This is a genomic window from Leptolyngbya sp. 'hensonii' (genome assembly GCF_001939115.1).
Classification (GTDB): domain Bacteria; phylum Cyanobacteriota; class Cyanobacteriia.
This window is the reverse complement of the sequence record NZ_MQTZ01000012.1, coordinates 50012-65789: the sequence shown is the minus strand read 5'-3', so window position 1 is coordinate 65789 and position 15778 is coordinate 50012. Positions and strand designations below refer to the sequence as shown.

The 15778-nt window shown below is 52.2% G+C and carries 14 protein-coding genes and 1 pseudogene; 7 read left to right on the top strand and 8 right to left on the bottom strand.

The window, feature by feature from the left end:
• The first annotated feature begins 47 nt into the window (after positions 1-47).
• Positions 48-1682, top strand: a complete 1635-nt coding sequence (murJ, locus tag BST81_RS04715) for a murein biosynthesis integral membrane protein MurJ (protein ID WP_075597448.1) — start codon at positions 48-50, stop codon at positions 1680-1682.
• A gap of 2 nt (positions 1683-1684) precedes the next feature.
• Here murJ and BST81_RS04710 read toward each other — a convergent pair whose 3' ends face one another.
• Complete coding sequence (locus tag BST81_RS04710) at positions 1685-2527, bottom strand: hypothetical protein (RefSeq protein WP_143780229.1); 843 nt, start codon at positions 2525-2527, stop codon at positions 1685-1687.
• Between the two features lie 64 nt (positions 2528-2591).
• On the opposite strand from BST81_RS04710, the gene cobU reads away from it, so the two are divergent.
• Both cobU and BST81_RS04700 read left to right on the top strand, forming a co-directional pair.
• Positions 2592-3176, top strand: coding sequence for a bifunctional adenosylcobinamide kinase/adenosylcobinamide-phosphate guanylyltransferase (gene cobU, locus BST81_RS04705; RefSeq protein ID WP_075597388.1), 585 nt, complete (start codon positions 2592-2594; stop codon positions 3174-3176).
• A gap of 136 nt (positions 3177-3312) precedes the next feature.
• Positions 3313-3780 (top strand): hypothetical protein, encoded by a 468-nt coding sequence (locus BST81_RS04700; RefSeq protein ID WP_075597387.1) that lies wholly within the window; start codon positions 3313-3315, stop codon positions 3778-3780.
• Here BST81_RS04700 and BST81_RS04695 read toward each other — a convergent pair.
• Positions 3777-4676 (bottom strand): methylated-DNA--[protein]-cysteine S-methyltransferase, encoded by a 900-nt coding sequence (locus tag BST81_RS04695; RefSeq protein WP_075597386.1) that lies wholly within the window; start codon positions 4674-4676, stop codon positions 3777-3779. The two genes, BST81_RS04700 and BST81_RS04695, sit on opposite strands and share 4 nt — an antisense overlap.
• A gap of 155 nt (positions 4677-4831) precedes the next feature.
• Between BST81_RS04695 and BST81_RS04690 the strand changes: the two genes are divergently transcribed.
• From BST81_RS04690 to BST81_RS04680, 3 genes are all read left to right on the top strand, one after another.
• Complete coding sequence (locus tag BST81_RS04690; RefSeq protein WP_075597385.1) at positions 4832-5794, top strand: protochlorophyllide reductase; 963 nt, start codon at positions 4832-4834, stop codon at positions 5792-5794.
• A 511-nt stretch (positions 5795-6305) separates the two neighbouring features.
• Positions 6306-6527, top strand: coding sequence for a hypothetical protein (locus tag BST81_RS04685; protein ID WP_075597384.1), 222 nt, complete (start codon positions 6306-6308; stop codon positions 6525-6527).
• 21 nt (positions 6528-6548) lie between these two features.
• Positions 6549-7211: an NYN domain-containing protein gene (locus BST81_RS04680; protein ID WP_083636670.1), complete on the top strand. Its 663-nt coding sequence runs from the start codon at positions 6549-6551 to the stop codon at positions 7209-7211.
• A 14-nt stretch (positions 7212-7225) separates the two neighbouring features.
• Here the strand turns inward: BST81_RS04680 and BST81_RS29210 are convergent, their stop codons facing one another.
• The 6 genes and pseudogenes from BST81_RS29210 to BST81_RS04655 all read right to left on the bottom strand — a co-directional run bounded on the left by BST81_RS29210 (position 7226) and on the right by BST81_RS04655 (position 13797).
• A complete protein-coding gene (locus BST81_RS29210; RefSeq protein ID WP_363079367.1) occupies positions 7226-7429 on the bottom strand; it encodes an FAD-dependent oxidoreductase in 204 nt (67 codons plus the stop codon).
• Positions 7430-7503: 74 nt separating this feature from the next.
• Positions 7504-8589 (bottom strand): annotated as a pseudogene (locus BST81_RS04675) (NAD(P)/FAD-dependent oxidoreductase); the annotation flags it as partial.
• Positions 8576-8854 (bottom strand): hypothetical protein, encoded by a 279-nt coding sequence (locus BST81_RS28720; RefSeq protein WP_253188086.1) that lies wholly within the window; start codon positions 8852-8854, stop codon positions 8576-8578. The gene BST81_RS28720 and the pseudogene BST81_RS04675, both read right to left, overlap by 14 nt.
• Positions 8855-9134: 280 nt before the next feature.
• Positions 9135-10451: a CHAT domain-containing protein gene (locus BST81_RS04665; RefSeq protein ID WP_253188085.1), complete on the bottom strand. Its 1317-nt coding sequence runs from the start codon at positions 10449-10451 to the stop codon at positions 9135-9137.
• A gap of 79 nt (positions 10452-10530) precedes the next feature.
• Positions 10531-13083, bottom strand: a complete 2553-nt coding sequence (locus BST81_RS04660; RefSeq protein ID WP_216351209.1) for an EAL domain-containing protein — start codon at positions 13081-13083, stop codon at positions 10531-10533.
• 15 nt (positions 13084-13098) lie between these two features.
• Positions 13099-13797: a DUF928 domain-containing protein gene (locus tag BST81_RS04655; protein WP_083636668.1), complete on the bottom strand. Its 699-nt coding sequence runs from the start codon at positions 13795-13797 to the stop codon at positions 13099-13101.
• Positions 13798-14613: 816 nt separating this feature from the next.
• Here BST81_RS04655 and BST81_RS04650 point away from each other — a divergent pair.
• Positions 14614-15777 (top strand): AGE family epimerase/isomerase, encoded by a 1164-nt coding sequence (locus BST81_RS04650; RefSeq protein ID WP_253188084.1) that lies wholly within the window; start codon positions 14614-14616, stop codon positions 15775-15777.
• The last annotated feature ends 1 nt before the right edge of the window (position 15778 follow it).

Sequence of the window (15778 nt, the reverse complement as noted above, 5' to 3'; positions counted from 1 at the left end):
GTTTTAAACCACTGTCTATCATTGCAGATTATCTTCTGAAATTGCCTGTGTCTGAAACGAAGAAACGGTCTCTGGTTGGAATTGCTGGTATTGTGGCGATCGCAACCATGCTCAGCAAGGTCGCGGGATTGGTCCGGCAGGTGGCGATCGCGGCCTTTTTCGGCGTCGGTCCTGCCTATGATGCCTACAATTACGCCTATGTGATCCCTGGCTTCCTGCTGATTCTTCTGGGCGGCATCAACGGTCCTTTCCACAGCGCGATCGTCAGTGTGCTGGCCAAACGCAAGAAAGAAGAGGCAGCCCCTCTGGTGGAGACCATCACCACAGCCGTTGGGGGAATTTTACTGCTGGCGACGATCGCCCTGATCATTTTTGCCGAACCTCTGCTCAATCTCGTTGCCCCGGGGCTGGGGCGAACCCCGGAGGGCCTGGTGATTCAGAAGATTGCGATCGAGCAGTCTCGGATTATGGCACCCATGGCTTTGCTGGCCGGATTAATTGGGATTGGGTTTGGTACCCTGAACGCCGCTGATATGTACTGGTTACCTTCCATTAGCCCCCTGTTCTCCAGTGTGGCCCTGCTGGTTGGTCTGGCTGGCTTCTTCGTCGTGGTTGGGGGGCAGGTGACGGACCCCCAGCATGTATTTTTGGGAGGGTTGGTGCTGGCTTACGGCACCCTGGGAGGGGCTGTTTTACAGTGGCTGATCCAGGTGCCTGCCCAGTGGAAAGCTGGCTTAGGAACCCTGCGATTACGGTTTAACTTCCGCGATCCAGGGGTTCAGGATGTGATCAAAATTATGGGCCCCGCCACCCTGTCCTCTGGAATGATGTACATCAATGTCCAGACGGCCCTCTTTTTCGCCTCGTTTATTCCTCAGGCTGCCTCAGCGATGGGCTATGCCACATTGCTGATTCAGACGCCCCTTGGCATTGTCTCCAATGTAATTCTGGTGCCCCTATTACCCGTCTTCTCCCGGCTCGCTAATCCAGAGGATTGGCCAGAATTAAAACAGCGCATCCGCCAGGGGCTGGTGATGACGGCAGTCACCATGCTGCCCCTGAGTGCAATTTTTAGTGCCCTGGCCCTGCCGATCGTGGAACTGGTCTACAAACGGGGGGCCTTTGGGGATCGGGATGTCATCTTTGTGGCTCAGGTGATGGTGGCCTACGCGATCGGAATGTTCGCCTATCTGGGCCGGGATGTCCTGGTGCGAGTTTTCTATGCACTGGGAGATGGGGAAACTCCTTTCCGGATCAGTGTGGTCAATATTTTCTTGAATGCAGTGCTGGATGCCATCCTGATTTTCCCCCTGGGAACTCCTGGCCTGGTACTAGCTACCGTCATTGTCAATATCACCTCCATGCTTGCCCTCATGTGGTATCTGGATCGTAAAATTCATGGCCTTCCCTGGCGGGAATGGGGCCTGATTGTCTTCCAGATGACCCTGGTCAGTGTTGTGGCTGGCTGCGTATCTGCCGGTACTTTCTGGGTCTGCCAGCAAAGTCTGAATCAAACCAATTTCCTGATTCAATTGGTGCAACTTTGTGTCGCTGGAACTGCCGGATTGGTTGTTTTCGGAGGGATTGCTACCGCCTGCCAACTGCCAGGAACAACTCCCCTGATGGACCTGTTACGGCGCAAACTGCCTCGCCAGTTGGGAGGTCGTCGCGAAGACGATTAAAGTCATATAGCTTGAAACTTTGTGTACAGGGCCACCATGGCTCCGGTTAGATGATTGAGCTGGGATTCCAGATGCTGTTGTCGCTGGCGGAGCTGGCGCAGGCGATGAAATCGGGAGATCGCCGCACTGACACTGGGCAATTGCTCTGGCGGACAGGGATGACACCAGAGATTGCCGTCTTCGTCCAGCCCACAGAGGCTGTAGCCCTCTTCCCTGGGGGATAGAGGTCGGGTGGGCCGATTTAAAGTCCGGTTACAGAGGTCTTCCACATAATCTTTCAAGTGGGAGAGATCCAGATGATGGAGCTTCGTTCCCTGCCCCCGGTGTTCCCGGGGATGGGTTTCCAGCCAACCATCCACGATCGGGCCTTCGTCATACAGACGTTGAATTTGCTGTAACACCCGATTCAACTCCTCCTGCCAGGACAAAACCAGAGCTTCGAGTTCTCGCAAAACCTGCAACGGAGAGACGGCAGAAGAGAGTCTGGACGGATCTGGGAGCACCGGCTCCACCACCGTTGGAATGGTGGGGGGCAGAGACACCAAACCCTGTTGCGTAGAGGGTTGTAGTTTGAGATCAGCAGTGGAGTTAGAGTCCTGGACGGGATTCAGGGGAACAGGAGGTTCTGGGGACAACAGGGCAGATCCAGACGATGCTTGGGAGGAGCTGATAGGAAAGGGTTGGGGCAGTTTCGGTCCAGAGGTTGCTTGGGGCGAGCGGGGCGACAATTTAAAGGAATAGCTGGGCTGCAATGAGGGACGACCGATCGACTCCGGAGCAGGAGAACGGGTACCCTCGGCCTGGTTCAGTGCAGTATGAATGCGGTTCAACTCTGGTTTCATCATTCTGGCCCTCTGGTGAGACACCAGCCCTAGGGTCTTAACATGAGGATGTGGAAATATCTTTTCTATGCATGACATATTGCACCCGTCAAGTCAACTAACTTTAGTCACTGGCCCTTCCCGTTCTGGAAAAAGTGAATGGGCAGAGTTTCTGGCCGATCGCTCTGCTAAAAAAGTGGTCTACGTGGCTACGGCTCAAACCAATCTGGATGATCAGGAATGGCAGGCCCGGATTGAGCAGCATCGCCTGCGTCGTCCTTCCCACTGGGCTACCCTGGAGGGTCCGATCGATCTGGCTGCCACCATTCGGACCTTCTCTGCTGACCACTGCCTGTTGGTGGATTCTCTAGGCACCTGGTTGGCGAATCTCCTGGAGCAGGATGAGGCCACTTGGTGGCAAACCCAGGCAACTCTGCTGACTGGTTTGCGGCAACGGACCTGTGAAGTGATTCTGGTAGCGGAGGAAGCAGGCTGGGGACTGGTGCCAGCCTATCCTGTGGGGCGGTTGTTTCGCGATCGCCTGGGTCTACTGGTGCGCCAGATTGGGACGATCGCAGATCCGGTCTATCTGGTTACGGCAGGTCATGTACTGAATTTGTCGCGGTTGGGGATGCCGCTGGGGATGGAGGGTAATGGGGGGATGGGCTGCTGAGGCACGAAGGGCACGGAGAAGATCGGGTGGGCTTAAGATTCAATACAGATTTGAGTCGTCTGGAAGCTGTTGCTCCGGGATAGCATGGACTTAACTCCAAGTTCCCCAGGTATGGCGCAAGAATCGGTTAGCAACTATGGCATCTGAACATCAAGTCCGGCAGTATCTGGCTTACTGGTTTCAACTGGGCAAGAAACTGCTGATTCACAATGGCCGGACTGTTGTGTTGCCTCAGCCAGTAATTGAGGGCGATCGCTACAGCCGTCAGTTTGAAGACTGTTGGCAACAGGTCAAGGCTGTAGATGCGGGTGATTGCTACTTGGAGGGAACAACTTACACAATCTCAGAGTTGCTGACACCCGCCTGGGATATTAGTTCCTGTGCCCGCTGCTCCATGCCTGTGCCCATGGTAAATGCGGCGGTGGCCTCCCTGGAATGTCCCTGTATCGATATCCCGACCTGGCCTAATCTGGATGCGCCTCTGCCCCGATCTCCGATCAGTACCCAGGCTAAACTGGTTGAGATTCGCGATCGCTTACGTAAGATCACTACCCACATCCATCCAGAAACTGAACCCAAGTCCGATCATTCTCAAGCCAGTTAAATCCTGGTTTCTTCTGGGGTGTCCTTGAGATGCTGGGCCAGGTGACTGGCTTCCCAGCCCAACATCGCTGTTTTGCGTTCCAGACCCCAGCGATAGCCCCCTAGCTCAGCCGATTGACGCAGAACCCGATGGCAGGGAATCAGGTAAGCGATCGGGTTCTGGCCAACTGCATTCCCTACGGCTCTGGCGGCTGTGGGTCGATCAATCAGGGTCGCTAACCCCTGATAGGTGGTGAGGCTGCCTAATGGTAACTGTAGGAGTGCTCGCCAGACCTGGATCTGAAAGTTTGTACCCCGAACCAAAAGCGTTAGGGAACGGGCTGGTGAGATCGTCCGTGGCTGGAAGATCTGGTCACAAAGGGTTTGGGTCGCCTCTGGGTTAGGGCTAATCTCAGCCTGGGGCCACTCCGATCGCAGCATCTGTTCACCCTGTTGACCGTTCCCGGCATCGACAAATTGCAGACTACAGAGGCCACGGGGTGTAAGGGCTAGGAGGGCCTGACCAAACGGCGTGGGATGGATGCCGTAATGGATCGATAATCCAGCCCCTCTGGCCTTGACCTCTCCGGGTGACATGGCTTCTAGGGTGATGAACAGGTCATGCAGCCGACCAGGACTGGACAGCCCTGCCTCCAGACTGAGATCAAGCAGGTTCTTGCTCTGGGCTATTCTTTGCTTGGCATATTCTACGGTCAGGTATTGCAAAAACCGTTTGGGACTGATGCCAGCCCACTGGGTGAACAACCGCTGAAAGTGGGATGCGCTCAAATGGACCTGCTGGGCTACAGTCGCTAGATCGGGCTGTTGCAGGTGATGTTGTCGCATAAAGGAGATCGCTCGAGCAATGCGCTGATAGTCTTCATGACGGATTGGGTTAGGGTCGATCGAGGCGTTCATCGTTCGTCAATCCTAGAAGTTCACAATGGTTTCCATCAGACCTACTCTATCTGGGTCCCAGCCTGAAAACCACCCGCTTCTTGCGATCTGTGCGAAGGGTTCAGGGGTATGAGATCATGGAGACTGTCAACGGAGATTCATGAAGTTTTAGCAAAATGGGACAAGATCAGAAGCCAACAGTTATAGTCACAGGTGCTTCCTCAGGGGTTGGTTTGTATGCTGCGAAAGCCCTTGCAAACAGAGGCTGGTTCGTAGTCATGGCTTGTCGGGATGTCAGGAAGGGTGGCGATGCAGCTCGCTCTCTGGACATCCCAGAAGGGAGTTTCACCTTAAAGCAGATTGACCTAGGGGATCTGGAGAATGTGCGGCGGTTTGTACGGGAGTTCCAGGCCAGTGGTAGACCTTTGAATGCCCTACTTTGCAATGCAGCTATCTATATGCCATTGCTGAAGGAGCCGCTGCGCAGTCCCGAAGGCTATGAACTGACGATGACCACCAACCATCTGGGTCATTTTCTGTTGTGCAACCTTCTTCTGGAAACGTTGCAAAAGCCTCCCTATGGGGATAAGCGACTTGTCATCTTGGGAACCGTGACTCACAATCCAGACGAAGTGGGAGGTAAGATTTATCCCCGCCCAGATTTAGGAAATTTTGAAGGGTTTGAAGCAGGATTCAAACCTCCCATTTCCATGGTTGATGGCAAACCGTTTGAACCGGTTAAGGCTTACAAGGATAGCAAGGTTTGTAACGTGCTCACCATGAAGGAATTACATCGTCGTTACCACGAGTCCACCGGGATTACCTTCAGTTCTCTTTATCCAGGTTGCGTGGCCGACACCCCCCTCTTCCGCAACCACTATCCCCTGTTCCAGAAACTGTTTCCCCTGTTTCAGAAGTACATTACCGGCGGATATGTCTCTCAGGAGTTAGCAGGCGAACGTGTGGCAGCCGTTGTAGCTGACCCTGAGTTCAAACAGTCCGGTGCCTACTGGAGTTGGGGAAATCGCCAGAAGAAGGACGGCAAACCCTTCATTCGAAGAGTTTCTCCCCAGGCACGGGATGATGAAAATGGTGAGCGGATGTGGGACCTGAGTCTCAAACTGGTGGGACTGGCATAATGTAACAACAATCTTAAGAAACCCAGCCAGGATACAGGGATAAGGTCACGCCTTGGGGGGTAAATGTTACAAAACCCTGGATTCTCTGGCTTTGCTGAATGCAAATATGAATTACCCTCATCCCCAACCCTTCTCCCCCAGGAGAAGGGAGCTAAAACTCTTGTTCCCTCTCCTGCGGGAGAGGGCTAGGGTGAGGGCTGCATAAGGCTCAAGCACGAAAATCATACTTCTATTCAGCAACGCCGATTCTCTTTTGCTGTTTGTTGTCTAGGACAGCAGCGTCCAAAAGAATCTGGGGTTTTAATGTCAGTCACTTAGAAGGCTGATACCAATTTCCAGGATATGATTGATGCTCCGCCTCTAAATCAAATCCCTCCTACACATCAGGTCAAGTGTTTGCTAAGTTTTATTAATAAATATCTCACTTGATGAACTCTCACGGATTTATTCAAAGTCGCTTTTAGAATATAAAGAAATTATTAAATTAATAGTCTGCAGCCAGGATTAAACCATGGTCACCAATGCCTCAATCTTACGGCTAGCCTGGTCAGTGATTGAAGAAAGTAGAAGCAGAGAATTATTGATGCTTAACGACGCAGGGTTGGTGAAGGAGCTGTTACGACAGATTTCCCGGAGGGTTTTATTGAGCGGCGAGGAGGAAGGTAATCTGTACCAATACATCAGCTCTAAAACAGCCCTCATCCGTGACCTGGCAGAGAGCAGCCTGAACTAAAACCCTTGAGAAACAACCCTTATGGTTCAACTTGTCCCCCCCAAACCCCCCCATTCGGATGATTCTGAAGCAAGAAATGCGAGACGCTCACCAGCTCCCAAGGGATCAAATTTGGGTCGGGAAAGAATTGGCCTGGATCTGGCCGATCGAGGTCAGGTGTTGCTTCTCATAGATGCCTCCAGCCTGTTCTATGCGGCTATGCATCTGGAAATTGAGATTGATTATGCCCGCTTACTCTCCTATCTGGTACGAGATAGCTGGCTTGTTCATGCTTTCTTTTATACGGGCCTTGATCCTGCCAATGAGAAACAGAAGCAGTTTCTGTACTGGATGCAACGCAACGGATATCGGGTGATTGCGAAGGATCTGATTCACTTTCCAGACGGCTCCATCAAAGTCAACCTGAATGTCGAAATGGCGATCGACATGATGAGATTGGCCGAATGTTGCAATACTGTGGTTCTAGTTAGTGGGGACGGAGAACTGGCCTATGCATTGGATGCGGTGGCTTACCGGGGAATTCGTACCGAGCTGGTGTGCCTCCGATCGCTCACCAGTGAACACCTGATTAACATTGCCGATCGCTACATTGATCTGGCATCCCTGAAATCAGACATTTGCAAACCCTCCAGGGCCTCCGATCGGGGCGAGTCTGGGCCAGAGATGGGTAGGGGCAGTTCCTAGTCGGACGATCTCGATCATGCCAGGTGGATGATTTCCTGAGCCGCTCGTAACCCGGATAGATAGGCACCGTGAACTGTACCGAAGTGCTGGCGATGGGTGGCCTCGCCAGCAAAAAAATCCTGCTTTCTATGTTCTGTGCCAGGTAATCGCGCATCATGGGTGTTGACCCCAGTTGATTGAACGAATAGGAACCCAAAGCAAACGGGTCTGAGGCCCAACGGGTGATCTGATAATCGACTGGGCTGGGGATGCGATCGCCGAAGATGGTTCGTAGAGTTTCCATGGCACCTGCCACAATATCTTCATTGGTCCAGGATTCAACTTCACGCCCAAAATCAGCCGCATTAAACCCCAGCAAGATCGGCAGTTTGGTTGGACGGGCAAAACTGACCCACTCGACCCATTGCCCATGTTGGACAGGGATGTACTCCAGCCAGTCGAACTCTGACGGCCAAAACACTCTGGGAAAGCGAAGATAACATTTGTTCAGCACGCCCATGCCCAAGGCTGAAATGGCCTGACGCATGTTCTCGGGCAAAGCAGGCGAAAACGTAATCTGGCCTGTTTTGAGCACTCCCAGGGGCAAGGTGATGATCACCCGGTCTCCCGAATAGGTGGCTTTATCGGTGCTGACTGTGACTTTCCCTGAATTGATCTGAACGCTGCGCACCTGCTGCCCTAGGGTAATCGGAAGATCTCTGGCCAGATATTCAGCGATCGCGCCATAGCCATCCACAAAAAGGACATCCCCTCCTCCAAACTCGTCAGCTGCATCAAACCATTGGGCGGATAACTCTGCCGTGCTCCCGCCATATTCCTGCTCCAGGAGATTGTTTAAGATGAACCCAACCAGTTTCCTTTCCTCAGAGGAGAGATTTGCCCATCGTAAACCAGTTTCAACGGCCTTCTGCACAGATTGATCTGGATCATAATTCTGCGCCTTACGGAGAACTCGCAGGATCTTCTTTTGTAGCTTTTCTATCCGGAGTTCCTCCTCATCGTTGAGTACTTCACCCGTCGTCTTATAGGTGATATCCCTGTCATAACGGGTCATGACTGTGCGAGCTTTGAGGGTGCTTGCGATGTCTGCCAATGGATTGCCCTGGATGCCATGAATCCAGGAAGCGCCTAAATCCATCGGAGCATCTCCCCATTTAGAATGGGTCCAAACGCGCCCCCCAATTCGATCTCTTGCCTCAATCACCGAAACATCATAGCCGTTTTGAACCAGGGTCTTTGCAGCTGCCAAACCAGCCACACCCGCACCAACCACCAAAACTCGTTGTTCGTGAGGATTTTGATCAGATTGGGTGCAATCCTGGATGATCTGAGCTACTAGAGTAGCTCCAGTTATTCTGAGGAAATTACGACGATTCATAGTCTATCTTGAGCACTTTCGGTCGTATTCCATTGATTTTGCCATGTGAAATGATTGGGTATTGAACTTGAGCGTCCGGCAATTCTCCACAATGGTATGCGCTATGCACAATGACACTGGGGCGATCGCCCGGATCGCGTAAGTGAACGACAATACCCTCTTGTTCCAGCCGATCGATGCCGTTGGTCATGGCCCCCGACAACAGGGTGCGCTCCACATGACCCGATACTGCTGAGCTATTCTTCGTGAAAAATCCCACCCTCAAAATCTATCCCGGCGCATCGATCGGACTGACCAACACCCACAAAGAGCAACTCAGCACCGACCTGTTATTATTCCTCAAGGGCTGAGACGAGGCGCAAATGTAAGACAGCACATCAGAGTTTATTCCCCGATGTAAACATCAGCAGGAATTCCGCTGCAACATCGGGGATGTTCTTAAAACAACTTAATACCTGAGTGCAGGTCTCTGGAACCACCGTGGTTCTCCCGTTTGATCAACTGTCATGGGAATATACCCGACCAAGGATTTTCAGGAGATTCCCTTACCAGGGGCTACTGATGAGGGTAAATCCAGCCCAGTAGAAAGGAGCAGACAAATCATCAGCGGATTTGTTGCCCAACTCTGGGGGTAATTGGATCGGTCCCCGTGAAAGTACCAGTTGCTTGCCCTCAATCCGAATTTCTCCCCGCAGCATCCGTAATTGAGCCTGTCTGAGGGCTTCCGCTTTGGTGGAGGTGGTCCCCAGTTGGCGATAGAATTCGCTCATCAGAGCCAGCGTGCCTTCATCGCTGACGTTCCAGAGACTAGCCAGAACTGTTTTGACTTTGGATTTCAGGGCTATCCCAGCAAAGCCCAGTTCCGCTTCATCGTCGCCAATGGCGGTTCGGCAGGCACTGAGCACCAGCAATTCCAGAGATGGAGATCCCCAGTTCACCTGGCGGATCTTGTCTAAACCCAGCTTAGAGTCCCAGAGCTGGATATACGAGTTATCCGGTTTGCCAGGCTTAAACATCGCATGGGTTGCCAGATGGACAATGTTTGGGCGCTGGGCTTTAACTAACCGCTGCAGATTGGCCAGGGTGAAACTCTGATTCAGGAACGATCGACCTTTCCAGCGATACTCATTCGGTCTTGCTGTCTGCAACTCCCGCAAGATGTTGGAAAGCTCCAGGGGAACCGCAGGCAAGGGACTTTGATCTTGAAATTTGGATGCTCCCATGGCCAGAATCTGACCTTGCTGAAGATTCACATAGTCCGTCTGAATCAAATTGAAAGCGGGAATGCGCGTCACACTATACTTTTCCAGCAGGAATTGTTTGCCATCATAAAGGGCTGCCAAAGGCAGACTCCGCAGGCCATTGCCCAGGCAAAACAGAATCGTGTCAATCCCTTCAGCCTGGAGATATTCGGCTTCAAAGGGTTTGATCATCCAATCATGGAGTTGTAGAGCCGCAGTCATCTTGACGCGCTTAGGGGAGTTGTACATCTCCAGATGAAACGCATCCACAGCCCGACGCAGTTTAGCCTTTGGTACATCGTAGAGATCCCGCACGATCGGTTTTCCCCCTGGTGTAATCAAGACCAGATGCAGGTGATCTTCACGGGGAATGGCCCAGAGAACGGCAGGTTTAGTCCCGGTTTTTTGGCCAATGCGTTGCAGGGTTTTGGCAATCTCCTCAGGCGGTTGCGTCACATCGGCCAGGTTCTCTCCAAAATAAGTCTCAAATTCTTTCTCCAAACCCCCTTCCATCGCCAAAACTTTTTCAGACAGGGTTTGGGACCAGACTGGAAGAGCGCTGCATCCGACAAAGGCCAGGGCCGCCCCTAAGCAGCTCAGTCTGACACGCCAGCGTTGCATGAGTCTCGTCTGTGGTTTTTGCGGAGTCAATACCATGGTTTTAATCCTTAAGGATGAATGACAGTGAAATTGAGACGGATCAAGCAAGTAAACTTTGCTGTCGGAGAAGTGCGGTTGCTTCAGCAGCAGGCAACGGTTTTGCCCAGAAATATCCCTGGCCAAATTCACAATTCATCGATCGCAACGCATCGACATCTGCCTGCGTTTCCACCCCTTCAGCAATCAAATCCATTCCCAGGGTGTGACCGAGATTAATAATCATGCGGACAATCTCATAATCTTCAGGGCTTTGCCCCATCTTCTGAACAAAAGACTTATCCACTTTGAGGGTGTCGATGGGAAAGCGCCGAAGCTGACTGAGAGAGGAATAGCCTGTGCCAAAATCATCCATACTGAGCTTGCAGCCGCAGGATTTGAGCCGCAACATCAGATCAATCGCTGCTTCCACATCTCCCATCACCATGCTTTCGGTAATTTCGAGTTTGAGGGTAAAGGCTTCAATCTCTGCGTCTCGAATGGTTTGAGCCAATTGCTCAATCAGGTCGGGTTGTTCGAACTGGCGACCCGAAAAGTTAACGCTGATGGCCAGATGATGATCGGGAAACTGTTGCTGCCATCGGTAAACCTGACTACAGGCTGTCTGACAGATCCATTTCCCCAAGGGAATAATGAGGCCGGTCTCTTCTGCCAGGGGAATAAATTTTAGGGGGGGGATAAATCCTCGACCAGGATGCTGCCAGCGCACCAGCGCTTCGAAGCCCGCAATTTTTCCACTGCTGAGGGAAATGATCGGCTGATAGTACAGGACAAATTGCTGCGCCGCAATTCCCTGTCGCAGATCATTTTCCAGGGTGAAGCGATCGACTGCCTCAGCTAACATTCCCGCTGCGAAGACTTCATAGTGGGCACTTCCTATTCCCTTGGCCCGGTACATTGCCGTATGGGCATCACGCAGCAAGTTTTCAGGGGTATGCAGATGATGGGCTTGGGTGACGGCAATCCCAATACTGCTCGTCAGCACCAGGGGTTGTTGATTGATTAGAAAGGGGTCTGCCAGGGCTTCCTGCAACCGTTCGGCCAGGGCAGTCAAGGTTTCCTGCTGCCGATGGGGTAGAGAAATGACGAACTCATCCCGACTGACCCTGGCAAGTCGGGCCGAACGAGGGAGTTTGGCCCGCCAACGGGTTACGACTTGCAACAGCAGGATATCGCTGCTCGGCTCTCCCAGGCTCTTGCTGATTAACTGGAAGCGATCGAGATGCAGAAACAGCACCCCCAAGGTCAATGGGGTTTTGTGGCGAGAACTGCGAGCCAGTGATCGACTTAAATGGCGCACCCATGCTCCCCCATTGAGCAACCCAGTCAGCGGATCACGGGTTGTTGTGTAGAACAACCGATGGGCCATCGCCAGACCAACAGCCACAACAAACCCCAGCATAGGTTCTGCCACTGGAATCCAAATCTGATGCCCAAATAATCCCCAGCCCAGGCCCCCAATCACAAGCAGACAAGCAACGCCAGCAGATCCAAAAGTGAGGGGATGTCTTAATTTCCAGACCAACAATCCACCGACGATCGTCAAACTCCAGACCCAGAGGAGCTCACCCCATCGGGGCCAAAACTGGAATTCTCGCTGCTGTCCAGAGGCAATATCCAGTAATTGACTGACCATTTGAGCATGGATAATCACCCCTGGCATCTGGAAAGTATCCTTCAGGCTGGCACTATAGGGGGTATAAACCTGATCCTTAAGACTGGGGGCCACTGTGCCCAGTAGAACGATCTTGTCCCGCACCCAGGCTGCATTGACGCGACCCTCCAGGACATCAGTAAGGGTGACTGTTTGGGCAATGGCGCTGCCTGTACGATACTTCAGGAGCGTTTGATAGCCGCGCGTATCGGCAATTTGATAGCCTCCAGAGGTTGGCTCCAGGGGTACGATCGGCTGCGCTCCCAAAAATAGGGCCTGAGGAGTATATCGGAAATGCACTCCTTCAGGCTGGAGATAAGCCAAACTGACCCGTAACGCAAAGGAGGAGTAGTCCCGATCGGGGGAGGCTACAAAGAGTAGGTTGCGGCGGAGCACACCATCCGGGTCCAGGGTAAAGTCGTTGAAGCCAACTCGCTCCTCAGCAACGCCGGGTGGAGGGGGGATGTCCCCAATAATTTCAGTGATGGCAATCAGGTTTTTAGCCTGCAGTTGGGTAGCCAGCGCAGATTCTCCGGGCGGATTTGCGAGATCACGGTAAAGATCTAGACCAATGACTCTGGGACGATAGGACTGAAGCTGTTCCAGAGCCTGAGCCAGAATCTGATCCGATAGGGGCCACCGGTAGCGGTGCAGATCTTCTTCTGTAAGGGTGACCACCAGCAGGCGTGGATCAGGAGGTGCGTCCGGATGTAATCGCACGAACCGATCGAGAACGAATAATTCCAGCGTCTCCAGCCCGCCTAATGTCTGGATGCCAACGCAGCAGCCGGCCACAACTGTACCGGACATCAAGACGGAACAAACTGCCACCCGCACAATATGGGGGGCTAACAGCGGATGATCACGGAATTGCCGAATCTGGCCAAGGCCCGATCGCAACAGCTTACTGAAAGCAGTAGTCCATAATAAGAACCGCGTCACCTGGACGACTTCCTCTTAGAGCTGACCAATCATCGATGGCTCAAAAACAGCATTCAACTCCAATTCTTGAAGCAGTTGGGCCCACTGGCGCAGAACCTTGTCGTTATCTGGATAGGCCTGACGTAACTCCACCAGTGTCGCGATCGCGTCGCTCCAGACCCCAGCCTTTTGAGCAGACTGCACTTGCTCCAGTCTGGCCTGTAAACTGGATTCATTGCTTGAGGCCATCTGGGAAGATACCCGTCGCAGCCACCCGGATAGCACCAGATTTTGTGAGCGATCTTCAGGTTCACAGACAACCGCAAAAGACCAGTGATAGTCTTGACCAACTTTCAGGCTATTTTGAGGCAGGCGAATGCCAACGATTTCCTTGGTTTTGCCTGCTGCTAAAGCTGTTTCATAGACCACATTGCCATCCGTATCCTGCAGAACAAATTCAACCGGATAGGATCCACCCAGTTTGGGAACTGCAAAATAAACAGTAGGACGATCGCTGGCCGTTATCCCTAAGTTATTGACTGGATTCAGGGCAACCAGAGGCTGGCTACTCATCAAACATTCTCCTCGGGTTCCTCCCCCAATTCGTCGTCCCGGAAAGGAGGCCCGATCAGAATTCTTCTGTCCAGCCAGAGCAGGCATTGTTATCGAGGTTGAAACCAGACTGATCGTGATGCCCCAAAGCAACACAAGTCGGCGCAGAGTAGCTATAGACATAGCTGAGAATCTCCCGAATGAATCATTTATGTAGACTTCAACAACTGACCTTTACAGATGACCTTTACAGAAACGGTAGATCCGCGACTCCCATACAGAACCTCAATGACTAGGGATTCTGTATCGAATATTCCGTATCCGGTGCATTGGCCCGGTGCATTAACCCGTGGGCTCAACACTCAAAGAAAATAGACAGCAAGGTCTTTGAAAAAGGCAGTCGAGTCTGAAAAAGGCTCTTACAGGTGATTCGGCAACATCAAGAGTTACCCTTCACGGTCTAGAAAGACTATTCCCAGGTTTCGAACTTCTCAAAACCTGGTATCAATTACTACTGACTTATAATCTCCTACTTCCCGATAGCCAGGGAAACCGTCGAATTACGGATGTTTCTTGTTGGATTTCTTGTTCTGTTCTTTATCTATTCCTCAGCTATTTTTCAGTTATTTCTCCACTATTTTTCCACTTTCTTTGGATGCTTGATTTTCTATACTTATAGCTACTTCAAAGGAGAGTGAAATTGACTCTGAATCAGCAGATCGAATTTTTATAACCTCAGTATAAAGGCAATTGAGCCAGAATATAGATGCAATTGAAAAAGGCTTTTGAATCGAAGCTTAGGATAGGAGGCAAAACTTTTAAACGCTCTTTATCAAGTATTTATGGAATACTTACCAAATATTCATCGGCTAGCCACTTAGAGGATGGGTCTGGGGGTTAAAACCGCGACTACGGGAGCAAAGTCCGCCGATATCGGGCTGTCAATCAACTGGTGGGCTGCTATATTGCTTTTTGGCAGCGGGAAAGGAAGAAATTGTGGTGCAAGACTTTAAATCACTAGCCAATCAATACAAGACTGCATTGCTCCAGGATGTCATTCCCTTCTGGGAAAAATACTCGATCGACTGGGAGCAGGGGGGCTATTTTACCTGTCTCGATCGGGCGGGCCAGGTCTTCGACACCGATAAGTTTATCTGGTTACAGAACCGCCAGGTCTGGGTCTTCTCCATGTTGTATCACCAACTGGAACAGCGGGACAACTGGCTCAAGATCGCGGCCCATGGGGCTAACTTTCTGGCCCAGCATGGTCGGGATGCGGAGGGAAACTGGTACTTTGCCCTCGATCGGGCGGGCAATCCCCTGGTGCAGCCCTACAATATTTTCTCCGATTGCTTCGCAGCCATGGCTTTCAGTAAGTACGCCCTCATCTCTGGGGAAGAGTGGGCCAGGGAGGTGGCTCTGCAGGCGTACAACAATGTATTGCGACGGAAGGACAACCCCAAAGGCCAGTACAGTAAGGCCTATCCGGGGACGCGCTCGATGAAGTCCTTGGCGGTGCCAATGATTCTGGCAAATCTGTCCCTGGAAATGGATTGGCTGCTGGCTAGCGATCGCCTGGACGCGATTCTGGATGCAACGGTGCAGGAAGTGATGACGGATTTCCTCGACCCAGAACGGGGGCTGATGTTCGAGAATGTGGCCCCGGATGGCTCTCACCTGAATTGCTTTGACGGACGGCTGATCAATCCTGGCCATGGCATTGAGGCGATGTGGTTCATCATGGAGATTGCCGATCGGCGTCAGGATACCCAGACCATACAGCGAGCTGTAGATGTGGTGTTGAATATTCTCAACTTTGCCTGGGATAGCGAGTATGGAGGGTTGTACTACTTCATGGACGCCGAGGGTCAGCCACCCCAGCAACTGGAGTGGGATCAGAAGCTCTGGTGGGTGCATCTGGAATCCCTGGTGGCTCTGGCCATGGGGTATCGTCTCACAGGTCGGGAAGACTGCTGGGATTGGTACCAGAAGTTGCACGACTATGCCTGGTCCCGCTTTGCCGATCCGGAATACGGGGAATGGTTTGGCTACCTGAATCGGCGGGGAGAAGTGCTGCTGCACCTCAAAGGTGGCAAGTGGAAGGGCTGCTTCCATGTGCCACGGGCCTTATATCTTTGCTGGAAACAGTTTGCTGCGCTTTAAT

What these genes read in the sequence shown, in the direction of transcription:
- cobU (WP_075597388.1), top strand. Translation starts at nt 2,592, where the DNA reads ATGCATGACATATTGCACCCGTCAAGTCAACTAACTTTAGTCACTGGC.
- BST81_RS04685 (WP_075597384.1), top strand. Translation starts at nt 6,306, where the DNA reads ATGGTCACCAATGCCTCAATCTTACGGCTAGCCTGGTCAGTGATTGAA.
- BST81_RS04700 (WP_075597387.1), top strand. Translation starts at nt 3,313, where the DNA reads ATGGCATCTGAACATCAAGTCCGGCAGTATCTGGCTTACTGGTTTCAA.
- BST81_RS04710 (WP_143780229.1), bottom strand. Translation starts at nt 2,527, where the DNA reads ATGATGAAACCAGAGTTGAACCGCATTCATACTGCACTGAACCAGGCC.
- BST81_RS04665 (WP_253188085.1), bottom strand. Translation starts at nt 10,451, where the DNA reads ATGCAACGCTGGCGTGTCAGACTGAGCTGCTTAGGGGCGGCCCTGGCC.
- BST81_RS04695 (WP_075597386.1), bottom strand. Translation starts at nt 4,676, where the DNA reads ATGAACGCCTCGATCGACCCTAACCCAATCCGTCATGAAGACTATCAG.
- BST81_RS04680 (WP_083636670.1), top strand. Translation starts at nt 6,549, where the DNA reads ATGGTTCAACTTGTCCCCCCCAAACCCCCCCATTCGGATGATTCTGAA.
- BST81_RS04690 (WP_075597385.1), top strand. Translation starts at nt 4,832, where the DNA reads ATGGGACAAGATCAGAAGCCAACAGTTATAGTCACAGGTGCTTCCTCA.
- BST81_RS04655 (WP_083636668.1), bottom strand. Translation starts at nt 13,797, where the DNA reads ATGTCTATAGCTACTCTGCGCCGACTTGTGTTGCTTTGGGGCATCACG.